At 43.1% G+C, this 21,289-nt stretch carries 17 protein-coding genes; 1 reads left to right on the top strand and 16 read right to left on the bottom strand.

Annotated elements, in window-relative coordinates:
* The 16 genes from tssH to tssJ form a co-directional block, all read right to left on the bottom strand.
* The gene (gene tssH, locus B1L02_RS08105; protein WP_088530619.1) at positions 1 to 2,688 is read right to left on the bottom strand and encodes a type VI secretion system ATPase TssH; all 2,688 of its coding nucleotides are present in this window, start codon (positions 2,686 to 2,688) and stop codon (positions 1 to 3) included.
* Between the two features lie 28 nt (positions 2,689 to 2,716).
* Positions 2,717 to 3,682 carry a type VI secretion system baseplate subunit TssG gene (gene tssG / locus B1L02_RS08100; protein WP_223191882.1) on the bottom strand — a complete coding sequence of 322 codons (966 nt, stop codon included), beginning with the start codon at positions 3,680 to 3,682 and terminating at the stop codon, positions 2,717 to 2,719.
* The gene (tssF, locus tag B1L02_RS08095; protein ID WP_088530617.1) at positions 3,683 to 5,407 is read right to left on the bottom strand and encodes a type VI secretion system baseplate subunit TssF; all 1,725 of its coding nucleotides are present in this window, start codon (positions 5,405 to 5,407) and stop codon (positions 3,683 to 3,685) included. It lies immediately after the preceding gene.
* Positions 5,407 to 5,808 (bottom strand): type VI secretion system baseplate subunit TssE, encoded by a 402-nt coding sequence (gene tssE / locus B1L02_RS08090; protein WP_039495807.1) that lies wholly within the window; start codon positions 5,806 to 5,808, stop codon positions 5,407 to 5,409. The genes tssF and tssE overlap by 1 nt, the downstream gene beginning before the upstream one ends.
* Before the next feature lie 78 nt (positions 5,809 to 5,886).
* On the bottom strand, positions 5,887 to 6,372 hold the full coding sequence (locus tag B1L02_RS08085) for an Hcp family type VI secretion system effector (RefSeq protein WP_010377064.1): 486 nt from the start codon (positions 6,370 to 6,372) through the stop codon (positions 5,887 to 5,889).
* Between the two features lie 165 nt (positions 6,373 to 6,537).
* Positions 6,538 to 7,026: a hypothetical protein gene (locus B1L02_RS08080; RefSeq protein ID WP_223191883.1), complete on the bottom strand. Its 489-nt coding sequence runs from the start codon at positions 7,024 to 7,026 to the stop codon at positions 6,538 to 6,540.
* A gap of 46 nt (positions 7,027 to 7,072) precedes the next feature.
* Positions 7,073 to 7,435, bottom strand: a complete 363-nt coding sequence (locus tag B1L02_RS08075) for a hypothetical protein (RefSeq protein WP_223191884.1) — start codon at positions 7,433 to 7,435, stop codon at positions 7,073 to 7,075.
* A gap of 895 nt (positions 7,436 to 8,330) precedes the next feature.
* Positions 8,331 to 9,857: a type VI secretion system contractile sheath large subunit gene (gene tssC, locus B1L02_RS08065; protein WP_010377056.1), complete on the bottom strand. Its 1,527-nt coding sequence runs from the start codon at positions 9,855 to 9,857 to the stop codon at positions 8,331 to 8,333.
* A gap of 11 nt (positions 9,858 to 9,868) precedes the next feature.
* The gene (gene tssB / locus B1L02_RS08060) at positions 9,869 to 10,387 is read right to left on the bottom strand and encodes a type VI secretion system contractile sheath small subunit (protein WP_088530616.1); all 519 of its coding nucleotides are present in this window, start codon (positions 10,385 to 10,387) and stop codon (positions 9,869 to 9,871) included.
* A gap of 58 nt (positions 10,388 to 10,445) precedes the next feature.
* Positions 10,446 to 11,216 carry a type VI secretion system domain-containing protein gene (locus tag B1L02_RS24355; protein ID WP_232003164.1) on the bottom strand — a complete coding sequence of 257 codons (771 nt, stop codon included), beginning with the start codon at positions 11,214 to 11,216 and terminating at the stop codon, positions 10,446 to 10,448.
* On the bottom strand, positions 11,177 to 12,028 hold the full coding sequence (locus tag B1L02_RS24350) for a type VI secretion system ImpA family N-terminal domain-containing protein (protein WP_223191885.1): 852 nt from the start codon (positions 12,026 to 12,028) through the stop codon (positions 11,177 to 11,179). Before B1L02_RS24350 ends, B1L02_RS24355 begins: the two co-directional genes overlap by 40 nt.
* A complete protein-coding gene (gene tagF, locus B1L02_RS08050) occupies positions 12,025 to 13,017 on the bottom strand; it encodes a type VI secretion system-associated protein TagF (RefSeq protein ID WP_088530615.1) in 993 nt (330 codons plus the stop codon). Before tagF ends, B1L02_RS24350 begins: the two co-directional genes overlap by 4 nt.
* 7 nt (positions 13,018 to 13,024) lie before the next feature.
* Positions 13,025 to 16,735, bottom strand: coding sequence for a type VI secretion system membrane subunit TssM (gene tssM, locus B1L02_RS08045; RefSeq protein ID WP_088530614.1), 3,711 nt, complete (start codon positions 16,733 to 16,735; stop codon positions 13,025 to 13,027).
* A gap of 4 nt (positions 16,736 to 16,739) precedes the next feature.
* On the bottom strand, positions 16,740 to 17,462 hold the full coding sequence (gene icmH, locus B1L02_RS08040; protein ID WP_088530613.1) for a type IVB secretion system protein IcmH/DotU: 723 nt from the start codon (positions 17,460 to 17,462) through the stop codon (positions 16,740 to 16,742).
* Positions 17,463 to 17,478: 16 nt separating this feature from the next.
* Positions 17,479 to 18,819, bottom strand: coding sequence for a type VI secretion system baseplate subunit TssK (gene tssK / locus B1L02_RS08035; protein WP_088530612.1), 1,341 nt, complete (start codon positions 18,817 to 18,819; stop codon positions 17,479 to 17,481).
* Positions 18,819 to 19,250, bottom strand: a complete 432-nt coding sequence (gene tssJ, locus B1L02_RS08030) for a type VI secretion system lipoprotein TssJ (RefSeq protein ID WP_010377046.1) — start codon at positions 19,248 to 19,250, stop codon at positions 18,819 to 18,821. Before tssJ ends, tssK begins: the two co-directional genes overlap by 1 nt.
* 605 nt (positions 19,251 to 19,855) lie before the next feature.
* On the opposite strand from tssJ, the gene B1L02_RS08025 reads away from it, so the two are divergent.
* Positions 19,856 to 20,662, top strand: coding sequence for a contractile injection system protein, VgrG/Pvc8 family (locus tag B1L02_RS08025; RefSeq protein WP_088530611.1), 807 nt, complete (start codon positions 19,856 to 19,858; stop codon positions 20,660 to 20,662).
* Positions 20,663 to 21,289 lie beyond the last annotated feature (627 nt).

Below are 21,289 nucleotides of genomic sequence, written 5' to 3'. Positions count from 1 at the left end.
TTAGCTTAAGTCGGCGAATACGGCTTCAATTTCACCATTTTCATCCAGTGTCAGCGTCAGCAGATCTGGCATATCTTCTTCGCTCATAAAGCCCAAAATTGAGCGAGCGATCCCAGGTAAAATTTGTTGTTCAATTGTTGCGTTAACCAATCGTGCGCCGCTATCAGACATAGCGCATTTATCGGCTAGATAATCTAGCGCCGTTTGATCTACGCGAAGTTGTATTGCGTGATTGTCACGAAGTCGCGCCGCGACCTTCTCAAGCTTTAGTGCCACGATATGTTTTAACACATCAGTATCAAGCGGGAAGAAAGGCACAACCTGCATACGCGCTAAAAGCGCAGGTGCAAAATGCGCGAGCAAGTTTGGCTTAATTAAGCTGACTAGCTGCTGAAAGCTCGGTCTCTCAAACGGTGTTTCTTCTTCGTTGCTGTCTTGTGCTTCTTCGTCTTCAGGTACGCCTTGCTGAATGATCCCATCCACCATTTGCTGTATGGCTTGCTGCTCGGTTTCTGGTGTACAAGCATTGATGATTTGCTCAGCCCCTAAATTAGAAGTCATGATGATAACCGTGTTTCTAAAATCGATTTCACGCCCTTCACCATCACGCATTACACCCATTTCAAACACTTGGTAGAACATATTCATGACATCTGCGTGGGCTTTTTCCACTTCGTCAAGTAACACCACAGAATATGGACGTTGACGCACAGCTTCGGTTAACACCCCGCCTTCACCATAACCCACATAGCCCGGTGGTGAGCCTTTGAGTTGTGATACCGTGTGTGCTTCTTGATATTCACTCATGTTTATCGTGGTTAAGAACTTCTCGCCACCAAATAGTAGTTCGGCTATGTGTTTTGCAGTTTCGGTTTTACCAACTCCTGAAGGACCTGCTAATAAGAATACGCCCAATGGGCCAGATGAGGCCGATACACCCGCTTTTGCTACCCGTAAGGTTTGTGCAATCGCAGTCAATCCTGCATTTTGCCCCACAACACTTTGCGCTAGTGATTGCTCAAGCTTAAGTAAGTTCTCCAGCTCGTCTTTCACCATGTTACCAACAGGGATCCCAGTCCAACTTGCGATCACTTGCGCTACTGTATCACTGGTCACTTCGGAGAAAATCGCATTGTCATCTTGATTTAACGCAGCGAGCGCTTGTCTAATCGCAGGTTTCTCTTCGTCACTCGCACCGTGCAAGGCGTTATAAGCATCAATTTGCAGTTCTCGGCTTTGCTCAAGCTCAGCAAGCTGCTCTTGGGCTTGTGTAAGCGCATCGGTGAGACTTTGAATACAGGTTTGATCTGCAATCCCAAGCTTTGACTCAATTGCCAAGCGTTCAATTCTGCTTTGATAGTAACGGATCTGCTCTTTGGCTTTATCAATCACAACAGGCGACGTTGCAGGTCCCATTCTGACCATAGCAGCTGCGGTATCTAGTACATCAATGGCTTTGTCAGGTAATTGTCTACCTGTGATATATCGTGCAGACAAAGTAACCGCGGCTTCAATTGCACTGTCTGTGATTTGAATTTGGTGGTGCTTTTCGTATTTATCTTTAAGACCCGTGAGCATGAGCTTTGCGGCTTGCTCGGTTGGCTCATCGACTTTAATTAATTGAAAACGGCGTTCAAGCGCAGCATCGCGCTCAAAATATTTTTTATATTCGCTCCATGTCGTCGCAGCAAGTGTTCTTACTTCTCCACGTGCAAGCGCTGGTTTTAGTAGGTTCGCGGCATCCCCCATGCCAGCGTCGCCACCAGCACCAATCAAGGTATGCGCTTCGTCAATAAATAAGATAACGGGCGTCGCTGAACTCTTTACTTCATCAATGACTTGTTTAAGACGACGCTCAAATTCACCTTTTACGCCGGCTCCGGCTTGTAGCAGACCCATATCCAGTACGCAGATCTTAACTTCTTTTAGTTCTGGCGGAACTTGCCCTTCAACAACGCGCTGAGCAAGTCCTTCTACCACTGCCGTTTTACCAACACCGGGTTCACCGACAAAAATTGGATTATTTTTGCGGCGACGACACAACACATCAATTGCGAGACGGATCTCCTCGTTGCGCCCAAGGACTGGGTCAATTGCACCAGAACGTGCTTTTTCAGTGAGGTCTTCACAAAATGCTTCTAGCGCGCTTTCACCTTGTGAGCGACTATTCGACACCGTGTTGTCAGTACTTGGTTTACTGAATACTTGGCGCTCAGTCGAGCCCTTACAGATCTTATTTAAATTCTGCTTTAAAAAGTGCGTATCAATCTTGTCGAACTCGCGCGCCAATCCAAATGCAGGGCTGTATATCGCCATGTCTTTGAACGAGTCAATCAACGCGGCTCCTGTGATCCAATCATTTTGATGGCGCATGTTTGCACTGAGCCATGCTTTTTCTAACCACTCATAGAGGCGACGGGAGAAAACCGGCTTGCTCGGGTTACCAGCATCTTGTTGATTGATAAATTCGAGTGCACTATTCCACAATGCGTCTTGATCAACTTCGAAGAAAGGTAAGATCTTCGCAACATCGCCGTCATTGTGCTCTTCCATTAACTTTAATAGGTAATGCTCTGGTAGCACTTCAAAATGCTTTCGACTCGCTGCGAATCCAGCCGCGGCTTCTAACGCTGTCGCGCTGTGATGATTGAGTTTGTCTATGAGATTCTTTATGCCTGTTGCGTCCATCTTTTAATCCTTGCTATTCCCGTTCGCATTAAAACTGTGATTGTGAATATATTTTCTTCTCTACGCGTGCGTTAACTTTACCTATCGCACAACTTATCCCAAGCTTGCCAGCCCCTAACCGAGTTCCCTCGCGCGCTTGGCGATTGATCTGTACTAACAGCTGCCAATTCATTTTGGTGGAGGTGTGCCAATTTAATAATTGTGATAAACGTTTGGCCTTTACACCACCTGGCTCATATAGCTGCGCCTCAGCCTCGTCCATTGGACCAAGCTCTATGCAAATACGATTGCCGGTGACCAACACGCGTTTACCCAATACGCCATTACCACCCAATGAAAAACCGCTTTGTTTTGAGCCTAACTTACCCGCTTCGGTAATATCTTCCCACTCAACGATATTGTCTTTTAGCGTTAAGCTTTCGTCTTGCAGCGCTTGCTTTAATACTTGCTCAAGCCCAGCTGCACTGGTTTGTTTGGCACTAATGAGGTTTAGTTTGCTCTTATCTGACTGGTTATTTTCAAATACCGCTGCAACTATTTGATCAAATTGCTGCGCACCAATGCCTGCGAGATTAATCTGAGACTTCTTCCAACTTTGAAATAGCTGGCAATACAGTACATGATTAAAAAGGTCTAAAAATGCGCGTGTTCTTGCACCTGTCTCTTCATCTCCTGCGGCTTGCTCTAATAAGTAGTGCGGCATCGCAGCGTCAACACCATATAAACCGAGAAATGACGTTTCAAGCCTCAGCTTACCTCGTTGCCTTACTTGTAATTCGCAGCGTCTAACGTCTGACGCTGGAAACCCAAGTTCTTTATACGGTGCAATTTCAACGCGATGACTGTGGCCACTTTGTAACTCGTTATTGCTGGCCCAGTGCTGTTCAATAAGCGTTAGCGCCTTGTACAAGCTAAAACGCCATGGTGTGGCCATCAATTTAGCTATCGGCTCTGGCAATTTTGCCCAAATGGGTTGGTTTTGCTGCTCCATCATTTACACCTGATAACTGTCGCCTGCCGTCACGTCCCATTCCCACTCGTGGTAACTTGGCAGCAGCGTAACTCGGGTTTTTAAGCACTCGTTAATTGGCGCATATAATTTAAAGAACTGATGCAACACATCACAAAAATGATATGCATCAGCCGTACAAACAAAGCCCTTTTCGTTTAGGGTTAAATGGATCTCTATCCCTTTAACAAACACGCCCTTTTGTAGCAATGAGATAGGTTTAGATTCAGCGCCTTGAATACTCTCAATACGGTTTCGATTTTCAGAGCGCTCCGACCAATCAAACAACGCCAATAGCTTTTTCAACTGGGTTGGCTCAGCAAGCTGAGAAAAACGCATATTTAACAAGCTAATGAGCTGCCAATGTAAAGCCTGATCAGGAGAATTAAGCAACTTGCTCGGTCTTACGACATTCTTAACGCTAAGCACCGACGGCACATCAGCGCTTTGTGCATTAATATCACCCTCTTGCAGTGTTTGCCTTGGCCACGCCGCGTTATGCGCTAATAGATCAGTCGATAAGGTAGTAATATCACCCACTTCTTGCATTGAAAGCTGAATGTAAGTCTGTGGCGATACCCCGCCAATATCACGGCTTATCAGTGAATACAAATGGGCGTTATCTTCATATACCGTGCTATACCGAGAAACAAAGTCGATGGCTTCTCCAGTGCTACTGCTTGCGCCTTGTGCCGACTTAACGCTATAACAAAAACTTTCTCCAAGCTTATTTTGCACCGGATGCAGTTGGTATTCGGTTTGGTTTTCGCTGACTCGGATAGGCTCGGCATCTACAGAATAGATATTTACCGCAGGTACGCAATTAAGCAGGATATTATCCGCGTTTACTTTGTTACCGGGCGGTAATTTAATATCACTGGCTATTTTGATGCTGATGGTATTAGTGTCTGGATCAATATTTAGTGTATCCAGTCCCGTTAGTTCAACAAAATAGAACTTTTCACGAGAGTTAAAGTAATCAAGCAGCAACGCATAAGCGGGATGACTCTGTTCGCTGTTCGGAAGCATTCCGGTGCTGTCTTTATGAAAAGCGGCATCTATTTTTGACTTGCTCAAGGTATATTGCGTCGTACTACCAAGTTTTCCTGTCTCAACCTCTATCGCTGAGTTTGGATTCTTCATCATTTGATAAAGACTGGCACAAAGCGGCGTGTCACCACGTAAATACACCCGCAATTTAGAGAGATCGTAATCATCTAAACTGCCTTGGCCTAACCGCTTGAGGTGCAGGTTTAATGTCGCACCGGTATGGATCTCATGATAGTCCACAGAGTAGATCTCAAACGGCAGCACTTTCGTTTCTGCGGTGGTCGTAAAGTGGCAAGCCACAGGCGCGTTGTCACTTTTATGAGAAGAGATTTTCGCGCCTTTTGGCACACTCACTAGCCCTTGCATGGTGAGTTTTGGCGCAAACTCTAGCACCGTCGTGGACGGATAGTAGTTTAGTAATATTGGGCAAATCTGTCTGAGAACCTGCTCTGACACTTCAGGTAGCGTCTCATCTAATCGCTTTTGCGTAAATGCCGTTAAGTAAGCGACTCCTTCGAGCAAGCGCTCAACATGAGGATCTCTATCCTTTAATGCGTCAATATTTAAAAAGCCAGCGTGTTCAGGATACTGCTGAGCAAATTGTTTACCTGCTTGTGTTAACAGCCTCATTTGCGCATCAAAATATTGCTGCATATCCATTAGTCTGCTCCTCCTGCATTGACGTTTGCTTTACCACCTGATGCAAACTTAGTATTCAATCTGATTATCTCGCCGGTTTTTAATTGCGCTCTTATCTCAAATCGAATCACACAGTTTTCCTCTTTTATGTCGATGGGTCGAACGATGAGGTTGGTAATTCTTGGTTCGTACTTTTCTATGGTTCTTTTTACTTCATTGGCAAGTGTTTGCTGCGAATAAGGAAGTCCTTCATATAAATCTTCCACATCCGGTAAACCGTAATCACCTAAGTGCTCAAGCACTCCCCTACGCGCATTCAACAGTTGCGTTAGGTGTTTACATACGCTGTCGCTTAGATGCGATAAATTGTTATCGCTATAGGCTTGGCGTGATGGCTGAGCTAGCAAATCAAATAAGGCCATAGAAAAATACGCTCTCTATTCATTGCGCGAACTAGTGTAGGCTTGAAAAGGAGGCCAATAGGCCTCCAACACTCGAAATTAACGACCTTCAGTCCATGAGTCAGAGAACTCAATGTTACCGTCTAGGTACGTCCAAGTGATGCGCTTGTAACGCATGTGCACTGTTTCAAGGTGAGGATAACGCTCTTTATCCAAATCTTTAACGTTGTGCATTGTTGGCGTGATTGAAGTGATTTTCACGTCTTCAAGCGTATGGCGGAAGTACTCACGCTCAGTACCGGTGTCATCAATACGGTACCATTTAAGCTCAAGTTGCTTTAATGTTTGACCGTTTGAACACGCTTTGTACATGTACGGAGTAGCAGCATCCACAGCTTTTGTGATAACAAAAGGCTCGTGCTTACGAGTACCTGTTAGCTCGCCCGTGTCGTTATCAGTTGGGATACGCAATTCGTGATCGAAATGCAAAATCTCAATTGAACCTTCACGCTCAGCTACAGTTACTGAACCTTTAACGTCGTTACCTTGGTCGTCCTTTAACCACATATACGCTGGAATTGCCATTTTTAATTTCTCCTTTTAAGATAAGATGTTTCCTAATTATTAAAGGCATTGATCAAACGCGTGTTTTTCACGTTTGATCCCCAAACAAAGCGCCACGCTTTATGCCAATTTGGGAACATGTCCCAAGTTGGTGGCAGCCAACTTGGGGCAATCTTTCACTACAGTTTATAAGTCACCACGTAATTCCATCACTAACGTCGCCGCATCAAATGGCGTTTTTAGTATATCCAGCTGCAAAAAGTGCTGCTGAACCGCTTCGGGTAACTGTTTAAATTCGAATTCTCCACGTACTTCTTCCTCCAAAGCGGAAATAACAAAGCTATCAACCTCTAACCATTCATCACGATTAACCAAAGAGTTGTAGTAGTTAACTGCACTTAAGAAACGAATATATTCGTCTTTCATACAATGATTAAGTGCGACGTAATGCAGGTAATATACCGCATCTACAACTAATTCTGTTTCAAGTTTGTCTATTTCTAACTGACTTGGCGTAACTCGTGGAGTATGTTCAAAACACGTTTCCATCGCCGCGGTGTAAGAGATAGTTGCTTCTTGTAATTTCTTTTTTGCAAAAAAGAGCTCCGAAGTTGCCGTTTTAGCAAAAACAATAACCGGAAATAACAAGATCAATAAGTAATAAAATTTCTTCATTCTCATATCCATTAGCTAACGCTTGTGGTAAACCTTTGGTTTCGCTTTATAGTTCACCCAACAGCTCCATCACTAATTTTGCGGCATTGAATGGCTTTTGTAATACTTCAAGTTGTAAAAAATGCGCTTGCATATCCGTTGGTAACTTTTGAAATTCAATCTCAGATCTAAGCTCTTCATTCCATCTATGCGTCATAAAGCTGTCTACCGTGATCACTTCATCCTTTGGTGCCGTCTGATTGTAGTGCTCAACTGCTTTTAAAAATTTGACATCTTGGTCTCGCATACAATCATTAAGCGTCACGTAATGCAGGTAATTTACTGCCTCTACAGCTAACTCGGTTTCCAGTTTGCCTATCTCTAACTCGCTTGGGCGAACGCGTGGAGTAAACTCAAAACACGTTTCCATCGCCGCGGTATGAGAGATAGCAGCTTCTTGTAATTTCTTTTTTGCAAAAAAGAGCTCCGGTGACAGCCCTTGGCTAATGACAAGTTAGTCACCAAGACTGTACTTAGTACCATTAACCAGCTACATACTTTTCGCTTAAACATGACAATCCTTTGCCTCATCATTTCTTTCTCTGAGATATTTCAGTCTTCTATCGCACAACACTTGTTTTGGAGTACAACGAGTAAGCATTTATTATTTTACGTTTATTCATGGCTTAATTGGTTCTCCTATAAAGCTTCCGTACTTAATTACAGGCAAGGAAAATAAAATTAAAATCCAGATTATATTTCAAAAAAACAACATTTCAGATGAGGTATAACCGCCCAAGTAAAACTCGTTTAACAACGAGTATATATTTGCAAACCACCACACCAAAACTACCAAACCCCATGTTCTTCGACTTAACACACGAACTTGTAATATGAGCAATAAATTTGCTACCAAAACCAAGCTATCTAAGACAAAGATAACAATGTCTACAAACGCAATGCTAATCTCAGACGAGGTAAAAAGCTGATTATCGTATATTAAAAACACAGTTAAAGAACACTGCACTAAAAAGATAACTTTCCAAATAATATGGTCTGCTTTTATGTTCATAAATATACCATTTAATACCAGCAACCATATTAAAATTGGTCTTTTTATTAGTAACTATTTTCCATTATTGCGCTTATCAACCTAACCCGGTTTAACAACTTCTTCTTTTTGCACTTTTAGATGCAAACTCAATTAACATCTTATAAGCCCTAGCCGCTACTTCCGAACCTCTACAATTAAAGTTCAATGTCATCCTTAATAATGGGCAGTATTCACTGCCCTATATACGCTTCATCGGTTCTTCAGGTGGCCTTCACTTTTCGCCAGGCATTTGCCCAACGAGTGCGAGGCGTACGTCGATACCTTCCACTTGGAAATGCGGAACCACATACGTATTCACACGGTAATAACCTGGGTTACCCGGGATCTCCGAAACCGTCACGTTGGCATCTTTTAACGGGTGCGTAGCAATTAGAGACTCGTCTGGATTATTCATCTTAGTAACTAATGCACCTAACCAATCATTAAGTTGCTGCTCTAGCTCATGACGAGGTTTGCTTGAACCGATATTTTCACGTTGGATCACCTTCATATAGTGCGCAATACGCGATACTAAGTAGATGTAAGGTAATCTTGCATTGATCCGCGAGTTAGAGGTGGCTTCCGGCGTCTCAAAAATTTGCGGCTTTTGCGCACTGTTTGCAGAGAAGAAACACGCAAAGTCACTGTTTTTGTAGTAGCTCAGTGGGATAAACCCTTGGTTTGCAAACTCAAGCTCTTTAGTCTCAGAGATCAGCACTTCCGTTGGGATCTTAGTTTCTTGACCACGACCTGCCTCAAAAGAATGCAGAGGTAGATTTTCAACGCGACCGCCAGATTGCGGACCACGAATATTTACCGCCCAACCATTTTGGTGGAAGCTACGGACGATATTTGCGGCGAACGCAAAAGTCGCGTTACCCCATAGATAACGTTCGTGATGCTCACTGCTAACGTCTTCTTGATAGTTAAAGTGACGAATTGGGTTTAAGTCACCGTATGGTAAGCGCAGTAAGAAGCGGGGAAACGCTAAGCCAATGTAACGTGCATCTTCTGATTCACGGAAGTTCTTCCAACGTAAAAACTCGGCACGCTCCATGTAAGAGCCCAAATCCTGAATTTTTGACACTTCTTCAAGCGAATCTTTTAAGAAGAACTTGGCACCAACACTGCCTAAGAAAGGACAATGTGCTGCTGCAGACACCCTTGAAATTTCTTGCAATAACGACACATCCGGCGCTGAACAATCAAATTCGAAGTTTGACACCATAGTCGAAATTGGCTCGCCCCCTGGTGTGTCATACTCAGCCGTATACACTTGCTTATAGAGCGCAGACTGCGTGGTATCTGGTGCTTCTTCGAAGTCGTCACGTAGCGTTTCTTTATCAACATCAAGTAGCTCAAGCTTTACGTTTGAGTTATTCGGACAACGATTCACCAAATAACGCAGTGAACGCCATGCTGACTCTACTTTTTGAAACTGCGGATGATGTAAAATTTCGTCCAGCTGTTCAGAAATAATTTTGTCGACTTTAGCGATGTAGTCATCAAGTAATAACTTGTCGATACGTGACACTTCTTTGCTGTCATTAGTGGCCATGTCTAAAAAGACATTGATAGCAGCCGTTAAGCGTTCATTGGTGTCAGTCTCCGCAAGGTTATTAGCATCACGGAAGTTATCAATGCTGATTTCACTTGAAACCGGCTCAATAGACACAAGATTACAGATTGTTTCGTAAGCTGAAGCAGTCAAAGTCTCTTCTTTACGCGCTTCAACGTTTAACGTTTCTTGCATATTCATCGGTCGTGTCCTTACTCTTGCGGTTGTTTTTCTTGCTCAGATAAAAGCGGCGCTAACTCGTTTAGGCGTGCTTTTAACTCATCAAGCTCTGGTTTGTTTTGCAAAATGCGCTCAAGCTCTTTTCTCAGCGTTGAGTTATCAAGCAAATTAGATTTTAGATCACGTAATAAGTTACGCATCGACATCATCTTGTTAAGCTCTGGCACTTGCGCTGCAACCTGCTCAGGATCGAATGACTTAAAATCATCAAACGTCAGGTTAATACCGATTTCACCATCACCCGCAATTTTGTTCGATACTTGAAAATTTGCCTTTGGTGACATGTCTTTAAGCACTTGCTCTAAGTTATTTTTGTTAATAGCAATGCGCTCACGCTCAGCGAGGTCACTGTCGTTTTGGCCGTTGGAATAATCTCCCACAACCAAAACTTTCATCGGTAGTTCACTCTTTTGCGTTGCACCATCGGTTTCCAGCTCAAGCGCTATATTAATCCGCGCTCTTGGGATCTCTTTTTGAAACGTATCAGACATAGTCTTTCCTTATTTAATCAGTCGTTGCGCCTGCCGTTACAAGCCCAGCGGTTAACAATCAAACCCAGTCAATCGCTGAGCTTACTTTGGTTACGAGCATCTGCTGCTTTATCGCGGTTGCTCGTAGGTCAAATTCATCCCCTTGCTCCAAGGATACTGCTTCATTGCATTGCTTGGCATAACGCCAAACCTCTAGAGCAAACGACTCGTGCCATAGGTCCAGTCGGTACTGTTCAATGTCTTTAAGCAGCTGCTCAAACATTGGATAGGCAAGATCAGCGCGTTCACTACGCATCAACAAACGTGCTTGATATAATTTTTGCTTTGCAAAATCGAACTTGTCTTGTGCAAACCCTTCCATTAGCAGCAGTGCTTGCGAAAGCTTATTTTGATCAACAAGCGCCTGCGCTTCTTTAAATTTATCTAACCAAACCTTCTGATTGCCATCAGTGCTTGCACCTTCACCTTGGCGTAGTAATTTATGTTCGCCAATTCGCTCGCGATTTGCTGCCGAGCAAAACTCACTTCCGTCTTCATATTTAAGACTTAAGAGTGTTGGGTATTGTTCAGCGATTGCCGCAAGCTCTAACTCTATCCACTGGGCTTCTTTAAATAGCTTTAATCCCTCAAGGGCAGAGATGGTTAGCCTTTGCAAATTAAGGTTAAAATGCATCGCCCCTTCCATGAATAAGGCTTCTGCTTTTTCTAACGCCTGTACAAAGTTTTGCGCAGCTAAAGCGTTTTCAATAGGTACAAATGCAGCCTGCCTTGGAGCTGGTAGGCGCGTTTTCAACTCATTATCGTGTGGTGGTAATGCAAGCGCCCCCACCTCACTGCACGTGCCAAGCGAATAGCTCGCATCCAGTTTTGGCTTTCTTTGTCATACGCCAATAGTTTGCGAACTTGTTCTGTATAAGCCGAGTCTGACTGCGGCGCTTCCACTGCAATAGCAAGTGTGGAAACGGGCTTTGAAGCAACAACTGTAGGCTGTGAATTCGCCGCTACAGATTGCTTTAATTGAGGCTGCTCTGCTGTGACCACCTCATGCTTTTGGACAGGCTCTTGTAACGTCGCAGCGGGTTGTACAGGAACTGGTTGCGAAACCATACCTTGCTCGCACCAATGTTTTAAATCAGCAAGCGGACCTGAGTCTGCATCAAGTATCGCCACGGATTCTGTTGCATACTGTTCAAGTACACGCTTTAATTCTGGCCACTGCTCCGGCATTGTCGAGCTGTGCGCTGTAGCAACACCAAGTAAGCGCTGTTGTTGTTGTAAGAACCAAGTATGAACCGATGCTCTCGCACGTTCTTTAACAGGGTGGATCTGCGCCTGATACTGTTGCAAAAGCTGATTAAACAAATCTAACGAGTGGGTCAAACCTTCGAGCCCAAACTCATTGGTAGCGGCCAACGCTAGATACGACGCAATGCGAATATCTTTGGTTTGTTTTTCTAACAGCTCTGATGCCAAAATAAAGTTGGCTTTGAAGTCTGGCTCAGCAACACCTGACGAAGAGGCTTTTAGTAATTTAAATGACTCTTCGTATTTTAAATCGTCACCGCATGGCATGCCGTCTAGAGGCGCTAATAAGTTTTCACGCCACTGCTGCCAGCTCTGATACTTATGTGGTTGACTCATAACTTACTCCAACTTCTTAGCGCATCGAAAACACTCATATTTGATGCTTTTGCCAATTCATACATATGCGGTGTCATCGGGTGTTGTGGCAAAGTCCCTGTTAGATTAATGGTCGTCGACAAGCTATTGTGCTCAAGCCAAACTGACGCAAAATACGAGGCAGGCATAGGTCTGCAATACACCACCAAGGAGGCTTTCTGGCTCAATTGACCATAGTTATAAAAACACCAAGGCTGCCAGTGATGATCGGCCACCATATTGGTGATTAAATGCAGCCAAAATGCACCTAGCAGCTGGGTATCTTCACCCACTTGTGGCATCGGTAACTTCAATCCGAACTGACAACGTAAACAACCTTGGGTTTTGATCATTTTGAGCGCCGACATCACTTGGCTGATTAATTGTGCTCGCTGGTCAAGATCTTCTAGTTCAAGCGCATCCCATACACGCTGTATCGGTGAAGCTCGTAGTGAAGACATTGCCTTATCGAAATCAATCGGTTGCGAAACCAGCTCACTTACCTGCTTAAGCTCCTGCGCGCTATGGCGCATTTGCTCAACACTACTGCAATTTCTGATCAGCTCATGGTTTAAACTTAATGATTTAAACGCACTACCACATTCGCTAAATAAAAATGCAGGGTTTTGTTTGTAGTCCGCATTACTCGATAATACAAAGGAGCAAAATGGGTATTGTCTTCCGCTTTTATCTTCGCTTGGCTGTAATGTGCCTAATAAACAGTTTTCGTCTTGACCTGAGGCGATAAAAAATAGCGTTGATTGCTCTTTTTGAGCAGCGCCATCGCTTACCAAAGCTTGGCGACTCATGTCTGCATACCCTTCTTGAAGCCAGCGCTCAAGCGCTATCGCTTCTCTTGAATCAACGTTAAACTTAATGAAGTCCGCTTGAATTGGGTTTTTACCCATAAATCCAAATGGCTGAGTCGTTGGTACCTTGGCGACTTTCTTATTATTAAAAAAACCGAACATGCCTGTGTTACCTCAACGCCAAGTTTTCATTGGAAGCCACACTCACTTTGGTATCAAACAAAGACTCAGGCAGCGCAAATGACGTCATAAAATATTTGCTGAATATGCCACTGTTTCTACTCGACTTAAGTGCAACTTGAACTTGGATTGGTTCAACACTAGCCTCGGCTTCTCTTTGTAATTGCCACGTTGCCATAAATTCAGTACCACGAACCCACTGTACATTCGCTTCATTCAATACTTTTAGGAATGCCCAAGGCCCTGACTTTTCGATTTCAATTCTGCGACCTTCACTGTCTAAACCATATACCACGGCTTTTTCAGTGCCCGCTCTTGCAGGCCAGTTAAAACGACGCCACTCTTCAGGCTCATTTCTATAACGGTAATTTTGGTCACTAAAGCCGATATAAGTCTCTTTTAATCCTTTTTGTGCCACTGGCATCATCTGGAAGCTAATCCCCACCTCAGAACCGTCTCGAGGAAATAGCGAACGTGTTACCTTTCTCGCCTTAGTTAGCTTGTCGAGTACCCCAGACTTGAAACCAATGCCAATACCATTCCACGTTTTCTCTACCCACTCACCACGCTTTAAGCGAAGGTACGGAGAAAGGTTTTCTGCCATAAATTGCCAAAACACACCCGACTCTTGGTTCAGCAGCTCACTAATATCTTCAACTGCTGCATCCGGGCCGTCGATATTAAACGGATATTTACCACGGATATTTTCTTTGTATGTTAAGAATACTTGATTAGACCAACGCTCATTGAGCTGTACTTTTGCTTCGTTCATTACTGTCTGCACACTCGCTAAAAGTGGTGCTTTTAGTAGTTTTTCCAGTGCTTGTTTAGTATCCGGGTCAAGCGCTCTTACTTGGCTTTCCACCACCACCCACGCACTTTGTAGCGCATGGTTTTTGCTATCACCATTTAACAGCGTTTGAGTAAAAGACATCGCCATATAGTCGTCATTGTTACTCGCCGCAATCGTTTTGATATCTGAATGGAATGCACTCAAGGCACCGAGATATTGTTCTAGGTAATCAGAGCGTGCGTTCTCTTCTCCTTTTGCGGTATAGCGACGAAGATCTGCAAAGCGGCTCGACAGTTCAGGCACACGCTTTCTCGCAGCAGATTCTATCTTTGCACCTTTAACCTTGTTGTTTTTAGACTTTGCAAGTAACGCATTTGCTTGCTCCGTTAACTTTTCTGTTTCTACTGTTTTATTCGGCGAATCTATTAGATTCACGTTGTCGTCAATCGACGCCATTAAATCGACCAATGGACCTTCTGGTGATGACAACTGAGCCAGCGTTAAACTTGCTGCGTTGCTCGTATTAAATGGACTTATTTCTACTGAGTTCAAGAACTCAAACCACACATTGGCATAGTCTCTGAAGTACAGCGCGCGGATAGATTTAACCAAAGCACTTGCTTTTGCTTCATCTACAGAGCCTTGGCTTTCAGCATTGTCTGTGCCCATCACCCAGTCGCCAGAGAATGCTTTACTCGCAATGACCTTGATGGCGTCGTACACTTCGTTTTCCCATGCTTCTTTGGTATAAACGTATGGAATGCTGATCTTCGACTGCAAAAAGGTTTTGTTGTTTTGCTGCATCATCTGGTCAAGCGTTAACGCGGCTTTCGATACCGTTACTTTCGCTTTGATCTGTTCATATAGCGCAGTTGGTTCTGGCGCACTCATTAAGTCTGAACGTGCTTGACTCACTAAGAAATCATTACTCTGCCAAATCGCAAGCTGCTGCGGCGTAGGCTCAACCGCTAACTGGGCTAAGTAAAAGTCAATCAGTCCTGACAATTGCTCAGTTAATGCTTGCGTGTCTTCGTTTAGCGTCAGCGCTAACCGATCAGCCGTGTAGTCTAGTAACTCAGATTTAGCATAGTCTTTGTTTAAACGTTCAAACTCATTACTCATCATAAGCTGCAGCTTTAATGCCTGATAGTACTTATCACGTAGTTTTGGCTCGATACGTTTAGCGACCTGTTCTTCTGTACTTAGTAGTGCAATCCAGTTTTGGTGGCTTTCAAAAAGCGCTTGTTGCACAAGCTCCGAACTCGGTTCACCAATGAGCGCTTGTACACGTTGACGTAATACCTGTTCTATTGGCTTTATGGTGTTGTCAGCACTGTAAACACCAAGTAAGAAATACCAAGGCAGCTTTTTCTCATAACCGATTAGCTCTTGATAGTGTGCAAAAAGAGACAAAGTTGAGTTAAATTGCTCGGCCAACGGCTGGTTTTCAACTCGTGTATTAACCACAGCAGTCGTTAATTTATCACTGGTTGTTAAAAGCTGCTGATTGTGGGTATAAGAGTTAACCAACAAGCCTGCAAGTGCAAATACCGACGTCACACACAAGCATACTGCAAAGCCTTTGAGCCATTTTTGTACGCGGCGCTTTTTACGGTTACCCCGAGTGAGATCTTGCAATTTAAACAACACATCTTTGAATACTTGGTTGATAAAAAATGCAGAGGTAATGCTTTCTTGGCGATACTCAAACAATACCGATCTAAACGTAGATAGTTTGCTCGTTGCGCTGCGCTCGATAGGCGTACCTTCTTGCGTACCAGAGGTAAAATACACACCAGCAAACCACGGAACTTCCTGATACGGGTTTTCTTTAAATAATGTGTCAATAAACTCTTCGACTTTAGCTGACGCCGCTTTGAACTGATTGGGAAAATCATAAATCAGTTGTTTACGTTGAGCGTTACGCTCACGCGTCATTTTAACTAGGCGCTGATCACATAGTCGCTCATACAAGCCAGTAAGATGTTTTGAAAAGTTCTCGCTCGCCACTTCACCGGTATTGGTGCCATCTTCCTCAAGTAAATACGCGCCCCAAGGTTGCTTACGCTCATCTTCACTTAATTCATTAAAGAAAGGCTCAAAGCCGCTGATCAAATCACATTTGGTAAACACCACGTATACCGGAAAGATGAGTCCAAGTTGGTTAATTAACTCATCAATACGAGCGCGGATCTGTTTAACGTGATCACGGATCTGCTCGCTGTCTGAGGTCAAGATGTCGGCAACACTAATGGCAACCATCACGCCATTGATAGGCTGTTTAGAGCGGTATTTACGTAACAGCTTTAAGAATGACAACCATTGATCATTATCTGACTCTTCAGTGGTGTAACGACCTGCGGTATCAATTAAAACGGCTTGATCTGAAAACCACCAGTCACAATTACGCGTGCCACCAAACCCTTGGATATGCAGTTGATTAGATTTTGAATAAGGGAAATGCAGCCCAGAGTTTGCAAATAACGTACTTTTACCCGCAGCCGACGGACCAATGATCATATACCAAGGCAATGCATACAACGCAGCATTACCACGATAGCCAGCACCTAAATGAGAAGCTTTTAATGCAGACAGCGCTTCTTCCATTTTGGCTTTAATTTCTTCGACCTCGGCTTCTGTCCCCGCATGATTGCTGGCAATTTCTTTCGCTAACTTGTCACCAGAGCGCTTCACCCACAACCATCGAACTAATAAAGTAAGACAAAACAGACCAAATACCGCGCCCATCACCATTAAACGATGATTTTGATCCTCAAGGCCAATAAACCGACCTGCAAACCAAATTAGCGTTAAAATTGCGAATATGCCGACCCAGTGAGCCGTCGCACGAGATGACAAAAACCCTAAGACTAGGTGAACTAGCCCACTACGATTCACTCCTGACATGATGTTACCTCGCTTTCCCTGTTTTCTCTAACTGCGTTAGTACTTCAATATGCTTATCAATTTGCACAACTTGCTGGTTCGCGCGACTCTCAATGAAATACGTTGAACCAACATACATACTGGCAAGTAAAGCAAGCGTTACCGATAAAATAACCCAATAAGGTAAGTTTCTTCCTACTTTAGTGACCATACTTTCTTGTGGTTTTGCATTATCAGAAAGTTGTAATTTTGCCGGCCCAGCAAGCTCTTCTAATTGCGCTCTAACATCCAACATCAGCGCTTTGAGCTGTTCTATCCCTTTGATCTTATAGATCCCTTCGAAACCCAATTGTAGACAAACAAAGTAGACTTCTAATACCGTGCGGTGCTGTGCCGCTGCACGGCGGATATTTTCAAGCTTTTCAAAAAATGCTTCACCCGCGCGCATATTGCCAAATAATTCTAATTGTAAAGGTCGCGCCATCCATTCCATACTGTACGGCTTCTGCGCCGTCATGATTTGCTCGTCGACCAAAGCGGTTAATGCAAATTTGGCTTCTTGCATTTCTGATGCACTTATTCGTGCGTCGTAGCAGCTCTTCTCGTATTCATCAAAAGCATCCATGACTTTACTGCGTAGACCATCAATTCCTTGATGATCTGCCCCACCCTGGCGAATTGAAGTAAGTACTTCAAGTACCGGAGAAATGCAGGCGACTAGTTCAGATTTATTTTTCGACGCTTCCATGACTTTTACCTACTAACTATTTACTTGCCACCGAAACCACTTCAAGTTTCACGCCTTGAAGGCTAAATGGCACAAAGATTCTTAACGCTAATTCTTGTACAACTTGTTCCCAAGCTGCACCATGTGGTTCAACTTTAAAATATTCAAAACCACCTTTAACCGACACTCTATTCGGTGGACGCTGACAGTGTGTTAACTTCACACCACCAAGCGCTGAAGCAATTAAGATCTCCAACTGACTTGGTGCTGCCAGCTTAACCTGTTCTGCGAACAACTCGATCCACTGCGTGGATTCGTTTTCATAGAAAGCCGCAATGTACAACTCGCCCCGAGTCAAGGCACTGCTATCTATGTCTTTGACCTCGAAAATAGACTGAGAGATTGTGCTGAGTATTAAATCAGACGAGCGTGCTGCGCTTATCGAACCAATAAGGGTTTGAATATGAGATTCAATCAAACCAAAACTACGTGTTAAGTCTTGATGATCGTATACGGGTAACTCAAACTTACTCGCTTCAGGTTCAAAATTGATCAGTTGGCAGATTAGTTTATTTAGCGCCATAAACAGTGCATCTGGACTAGTTTTGGCTGTACCACTTAACTGCTTGATCTCTGGAAAAACAGAGCTAAATGTTTGTAATAACAAAAAGTGTTTGAGTTCTGTTGGACCAAAATCTTCCACAATCCCCATACTTGTGCGGTTTGTAAACAATGCGGTGTACTTAGCTTCAACCATGTTGACGAGTTTATTTACACGCTCGGCTAAATAGCCATGGGCTTTGATGTTTAGCAGTGGAGGAATATAGCTTGAGTCAATTTCGAACTGCCCATGCTCACCACGTATTACTTTTATACAAGGCAATTGCTCGATAAAACTGTTACTTGCGCTGAACTCAACCAGCATCAGTTTAGGCTTAGCTACCATCACTTCTGCTTTTCGATTTGGATCATGTGCATCTTGAAGCTCAACAAAATCGCAGTCATAAGCACTAAGTTGCCCAGTTTGCGGGTAACCTTGGATATTACTTACTGAATGATTGTTCGCAAGCGCCACACTAATGATGTATTCGCTTTTGTTATCTTCAAGCTCAAACATAGGTGCTTCGTTGTCAGCAAAAACATGATGTATATGACGACCACTTTTGAAGATTGCCGCAATACTTTGCAGTTTGACTACACCTTTGGCTAATGCCGATTCGTCAAATACAATGCGATCTAAACCATATGCATTGTCTCTAAGACTTTGCTGTACACCAGCTAGTTGAGATTGTTGGTATTGATCGAACAGTTGTAAGTGCTGCTGACTTAGCATTAAACCTTCAGCCCAAACAGGTTTGTATACGTTGTTGTGCTGCATTACTTGTCCTCCTCTACTTCAGGTAAACGAAGCGAGTTACTTGTAATTTCAATATCTAGAGAAGTAGATAAAGGCACAGGCCAATCATTTAAGTCATAAAATGCGCGCCAGTTACCACCAGTTCTGTCTCTAAATAGCGCAACAAAAGCCACGTACTTTGCAGATTCAGCTTGTTCAAACTCGATTTTTATACGATCTGAGGGATTTACGGTGCGTTCTTCCACGGTAACTAAGGTGTTAGCCAGAATTGATTTATCTGACTTCCAAAGCTGTTCAAATGTAGAATTTTTAAAGGCTTGAATATCAGTAAGTTGATATACTTTTAATACCACAGGTAGCGGTTCGTTAAACTGGTTTAAATTTATGTTATCGGTAGCAGTTACGTCTAACTTAACGTAAGTAGACATACAACCCGTTAAAAACAAAACCATTATAAATAAAGCATTCCTAGCCATATCCGCCTCAATTATAAGACATCCAAATTAGATTATTGGAGACAATTAATCTTTTTAATTTCCAGTACAATAGTGAAAGTACATTTGATTTAACTATTTAACAAGAAATTACAGAACACAAGTATGCAGTTTGTAACTGAATACTAAGTTAACATTCAAAAATCTTTTTGAAAATATTTAACCAACTGTTATTTATGGGTTTTCTATTTAAATTTGGTATTCAGAGAGGAAGTCTATAAGCTTAACGAGCAATTCAGTTTGCATTAAGCTTTCTTACGACTTGTTGAGATAGACACTTCCCTGAAAACAAAAACCATACTAAACATCTGGACTTTTGATGTACATTCTCGAACGGCGCATACGATACACAAACGCATTTTTTAGATCAACCTTAATATCAAATTAATATTATTAATCTATAAATAGCACACTTGCATTCAAGTCAAACCATGCAATAATCTCCATTATTATATGAATTAATTTAATAACAGATAATTACATTGAAAATCACCATTCACATAAAATTAACCAAAGTTTATGGACTATTGTGAGAGATTGTAAATAAACCAAGGCTAAATATCATGCACATAAGGATGACCATTTACGGCACAGACCAAAGTACTAAGGTCGTCAATATTGAACTAAACACTTGTATTATTTACGGTTTTGTTTTCCATAGTACTTTAGAATCAGGTTTGGATCTTTCTGGCGAACTTTTGGTTTGGAATGATGTAGCTTTTAAAACAATCAGCCCAGATCAAATGAGCACTTTTTTCACGGACACCCTCTTTGAAATTGGTACAAGGACGACTTCTGAGCGCACCTATTTTTATCAATTAACCTTAAAGCCAAGGGTAGAGCCACTTAAGCAAACAGGAAAAAGCCAAATTTTTGTAAAAATCAATGTACAATCTTTGGTCAACTCCCTTATTTTAATCATTAAAGACTTACCCACGTTACCACAGTGCGTACAAGCGCAAGAAAACGACTGCACCTTTTTCATCCGACTCTTGGCTAAATATGGCTTAATTTATTGGTTTGAATGCCATGACTTTAATAAATCGATAGTGATTTCTGAGGGGAATCTTGCAAGTCCGTATATTGAGCAAGGATTGTTGTCGGTGACGGGTAAAGATGGCCTTGTTCGCGAATACGGAACCAGCTTTGTTGGGTTTACGCAGTGCCAAAGTCGCCTTCGCTTTAGTATGGATGGCTCGCAAGTGCATGTGAATGCCCATCCGCCAACCTCGGTTCGTTCGGCGCAGTGCCGACACTTTGAGCCCGCAACACAAAGTCCCTCAGAGCAATTTGAGCATACAGGCAATCTAGAGCTTGCTTGCCTACCAACCAACAAAGCAAAAACGAAGTCACGCTGGTGGGGAACGTAGCCGACGCCAATACCGTTTATTCGTTTTCGTTAAGTGGTAAATTAGGCACAGCGAAAGGCGACGATTATACCTGCATTCACAGTAAGCAGGTTTATAAGCAAAACAGCGCCAATAACCCTTACCGAGCAGCTTATCATAGCGAGTCGGTTGTGTGCCCCGGAGTGAGGTAATACTCGACTAAGCGCTTCTTTAAAGCGACAAGTGATTACAATAATTTACTTATCAATTAATATGGAAATACCATGATCACGACGCAACAATATTTATTGGCCTTTTGGTTTCTTTTATCAGTTTTGTCGTTGCCGTATTGATTGGTAAACAGAGACGTAAGCTAATTCAACCTTGGATAAAAGCCATTGTGTTACTAGGGCCTGTTGACCTTTGCTGTTTGATTTTTGTTCTTCTGAGTGGGTTTTGCTCGCGACGCTCGACTTGCCGCCTAGTAATCTAGGCAAAAGGTGAGCAACAATGAACAAAGCGCACTCAGGTGAACCCAAAGGGCAGCGCTTGACTGGCATTTCTACTGTGTTATCACCTGACTTACATAGAATAACTATGCTACGCAGGCTCTGCCTTGTATAAATACCAGTCAAGCTGCTGCAAAAACAAACTTGAAAGATCAACAGG

Origin of the sequence: Pseudoalteromonas piscicida, assembly GCF_002208135.1 — a bacterium.
Taxonomy (GTDB): domain Bacteria; phylum Pseudomonadota; class Gammaproteobacteria; order Enterobacterales; family Alteromonadaceae; genus Pseudoalteromonas; species Pseudoalteromonas piscicida_A.
This window is presented reverse-complemented; position numbering and strand designations above follow the sequence as displayed.

Excerpts from the sequence above, each read along its gene's own strand:
- tssH (WP_088530619.1), bottom strand. The coding sequence starts at position 2,688 with ATGGACGCAACAGGCATAAAGAATCTCATAGACAAACTCAATCATCAC.
- tssG (WP_223191882.1), bottom strand. The coding sequence starts at position 3,682 with ATGATGGAGCAGCAAAACCAACCCATTTGGGCAAAATTGCCAGAGCCG.
- tssF (WP_088530617.1), bottom strand. The coding sequence starts at position 5,407 with ATGGATATGCAGCAATATTTTGATGCGCAAATGAGGCTGTTAACACAA.
- tssE (WP_039495807.1), bottom strand. The coding sequence starts at position 5,808 with ATGGCCTTATTTGATTTGCTAGCTCAGCCATCACGCCAAGCCTATAGC.
- B1L02_RS08085 (WP_010377064.1), bottom strand. The coding sequence starts at position 6,372 with ATGGCAATTCCAGCGTATATGTGGTTAAAGGACGACCAAGGTAACGAC.
- B1L02_RS08080 (WP_223191883.1), bottom strand. The coding sequence starts at position 7,026 with ATGAAGAAATTTTATTACTTATTGATCTTGTTATTTCCGGTTATTGTT.
- B1L02_RS08075 (WP_223191884.1), bottom strand. The coding sequence starts at position 7,435 with ATGGAAACGTGTTTTGAGTTTACTCCACGCGTTCGCCCAAGCGAGTTA.
- tssC (WP_010377056.1), bottom strand. The coding sequence starts at position 9,857 with ATGAATATGCAAGAAACGTTAAACGTTGAAGCGCGTAAAGAAGAGACT.
- tssB (WP_088530616.1), bottom strand. The coding sequence starts at position 10,387 with ATGTCTGATACGTTTCAAAAAGAGATCCCAAGAGCGCGGATTAATATA.
- B1L02_RS24350 (WP_223191885.1), bottom strand. The coding sequence starts at position 12,028 with ATGAGTCAACCACATAAGTATCAGAGCTGGCAGCAGTGGCGTGAAAAC.
- tagF (WP_088530615.1), bottom strand. The coding sequence starts at position 13,017 with ATGTTCGGTTTTTTTAATAATAAGAAAGTCGCCAAGGTACCAACGACT.
- tssM (WP_088530614.1), bottom strand. The coding sequence starts at position 16,735 with ATGTCAGGAGTGAATCGTAGTGGGCTAGTTCACCTAGTCTTAGGGTTT.
- icmH (WP_088530613.1), bottom strand. The coding sequence starts at position 17,462 with ATGGAAGCGTCGAAAAATAAATCTGAACTAGTCGCCTGCATTTCTCCG.
- tssK (WP_088530612.1), bottom strand. The coding sequence starts at position 18,819 with ATGCAGCACAACAACGTATACAAACCTGTTTGGGCTGAAGGTTTAATG.
- tssJ (WP_010377046.1), bottom strand. The coding sequence starts at position 19,250 with ATGGTTTTGTTTTTAACGGGTTGTATGTCTACTTACGTTAAGTTAGAC.
- B1L02_RS08025 (WP_088530611.1), top strand. The coding sequence starts at position 19,856 with ATGCACATAAGGATGACCATTTACGGCACAGACCAAAGTACTAAGGTC.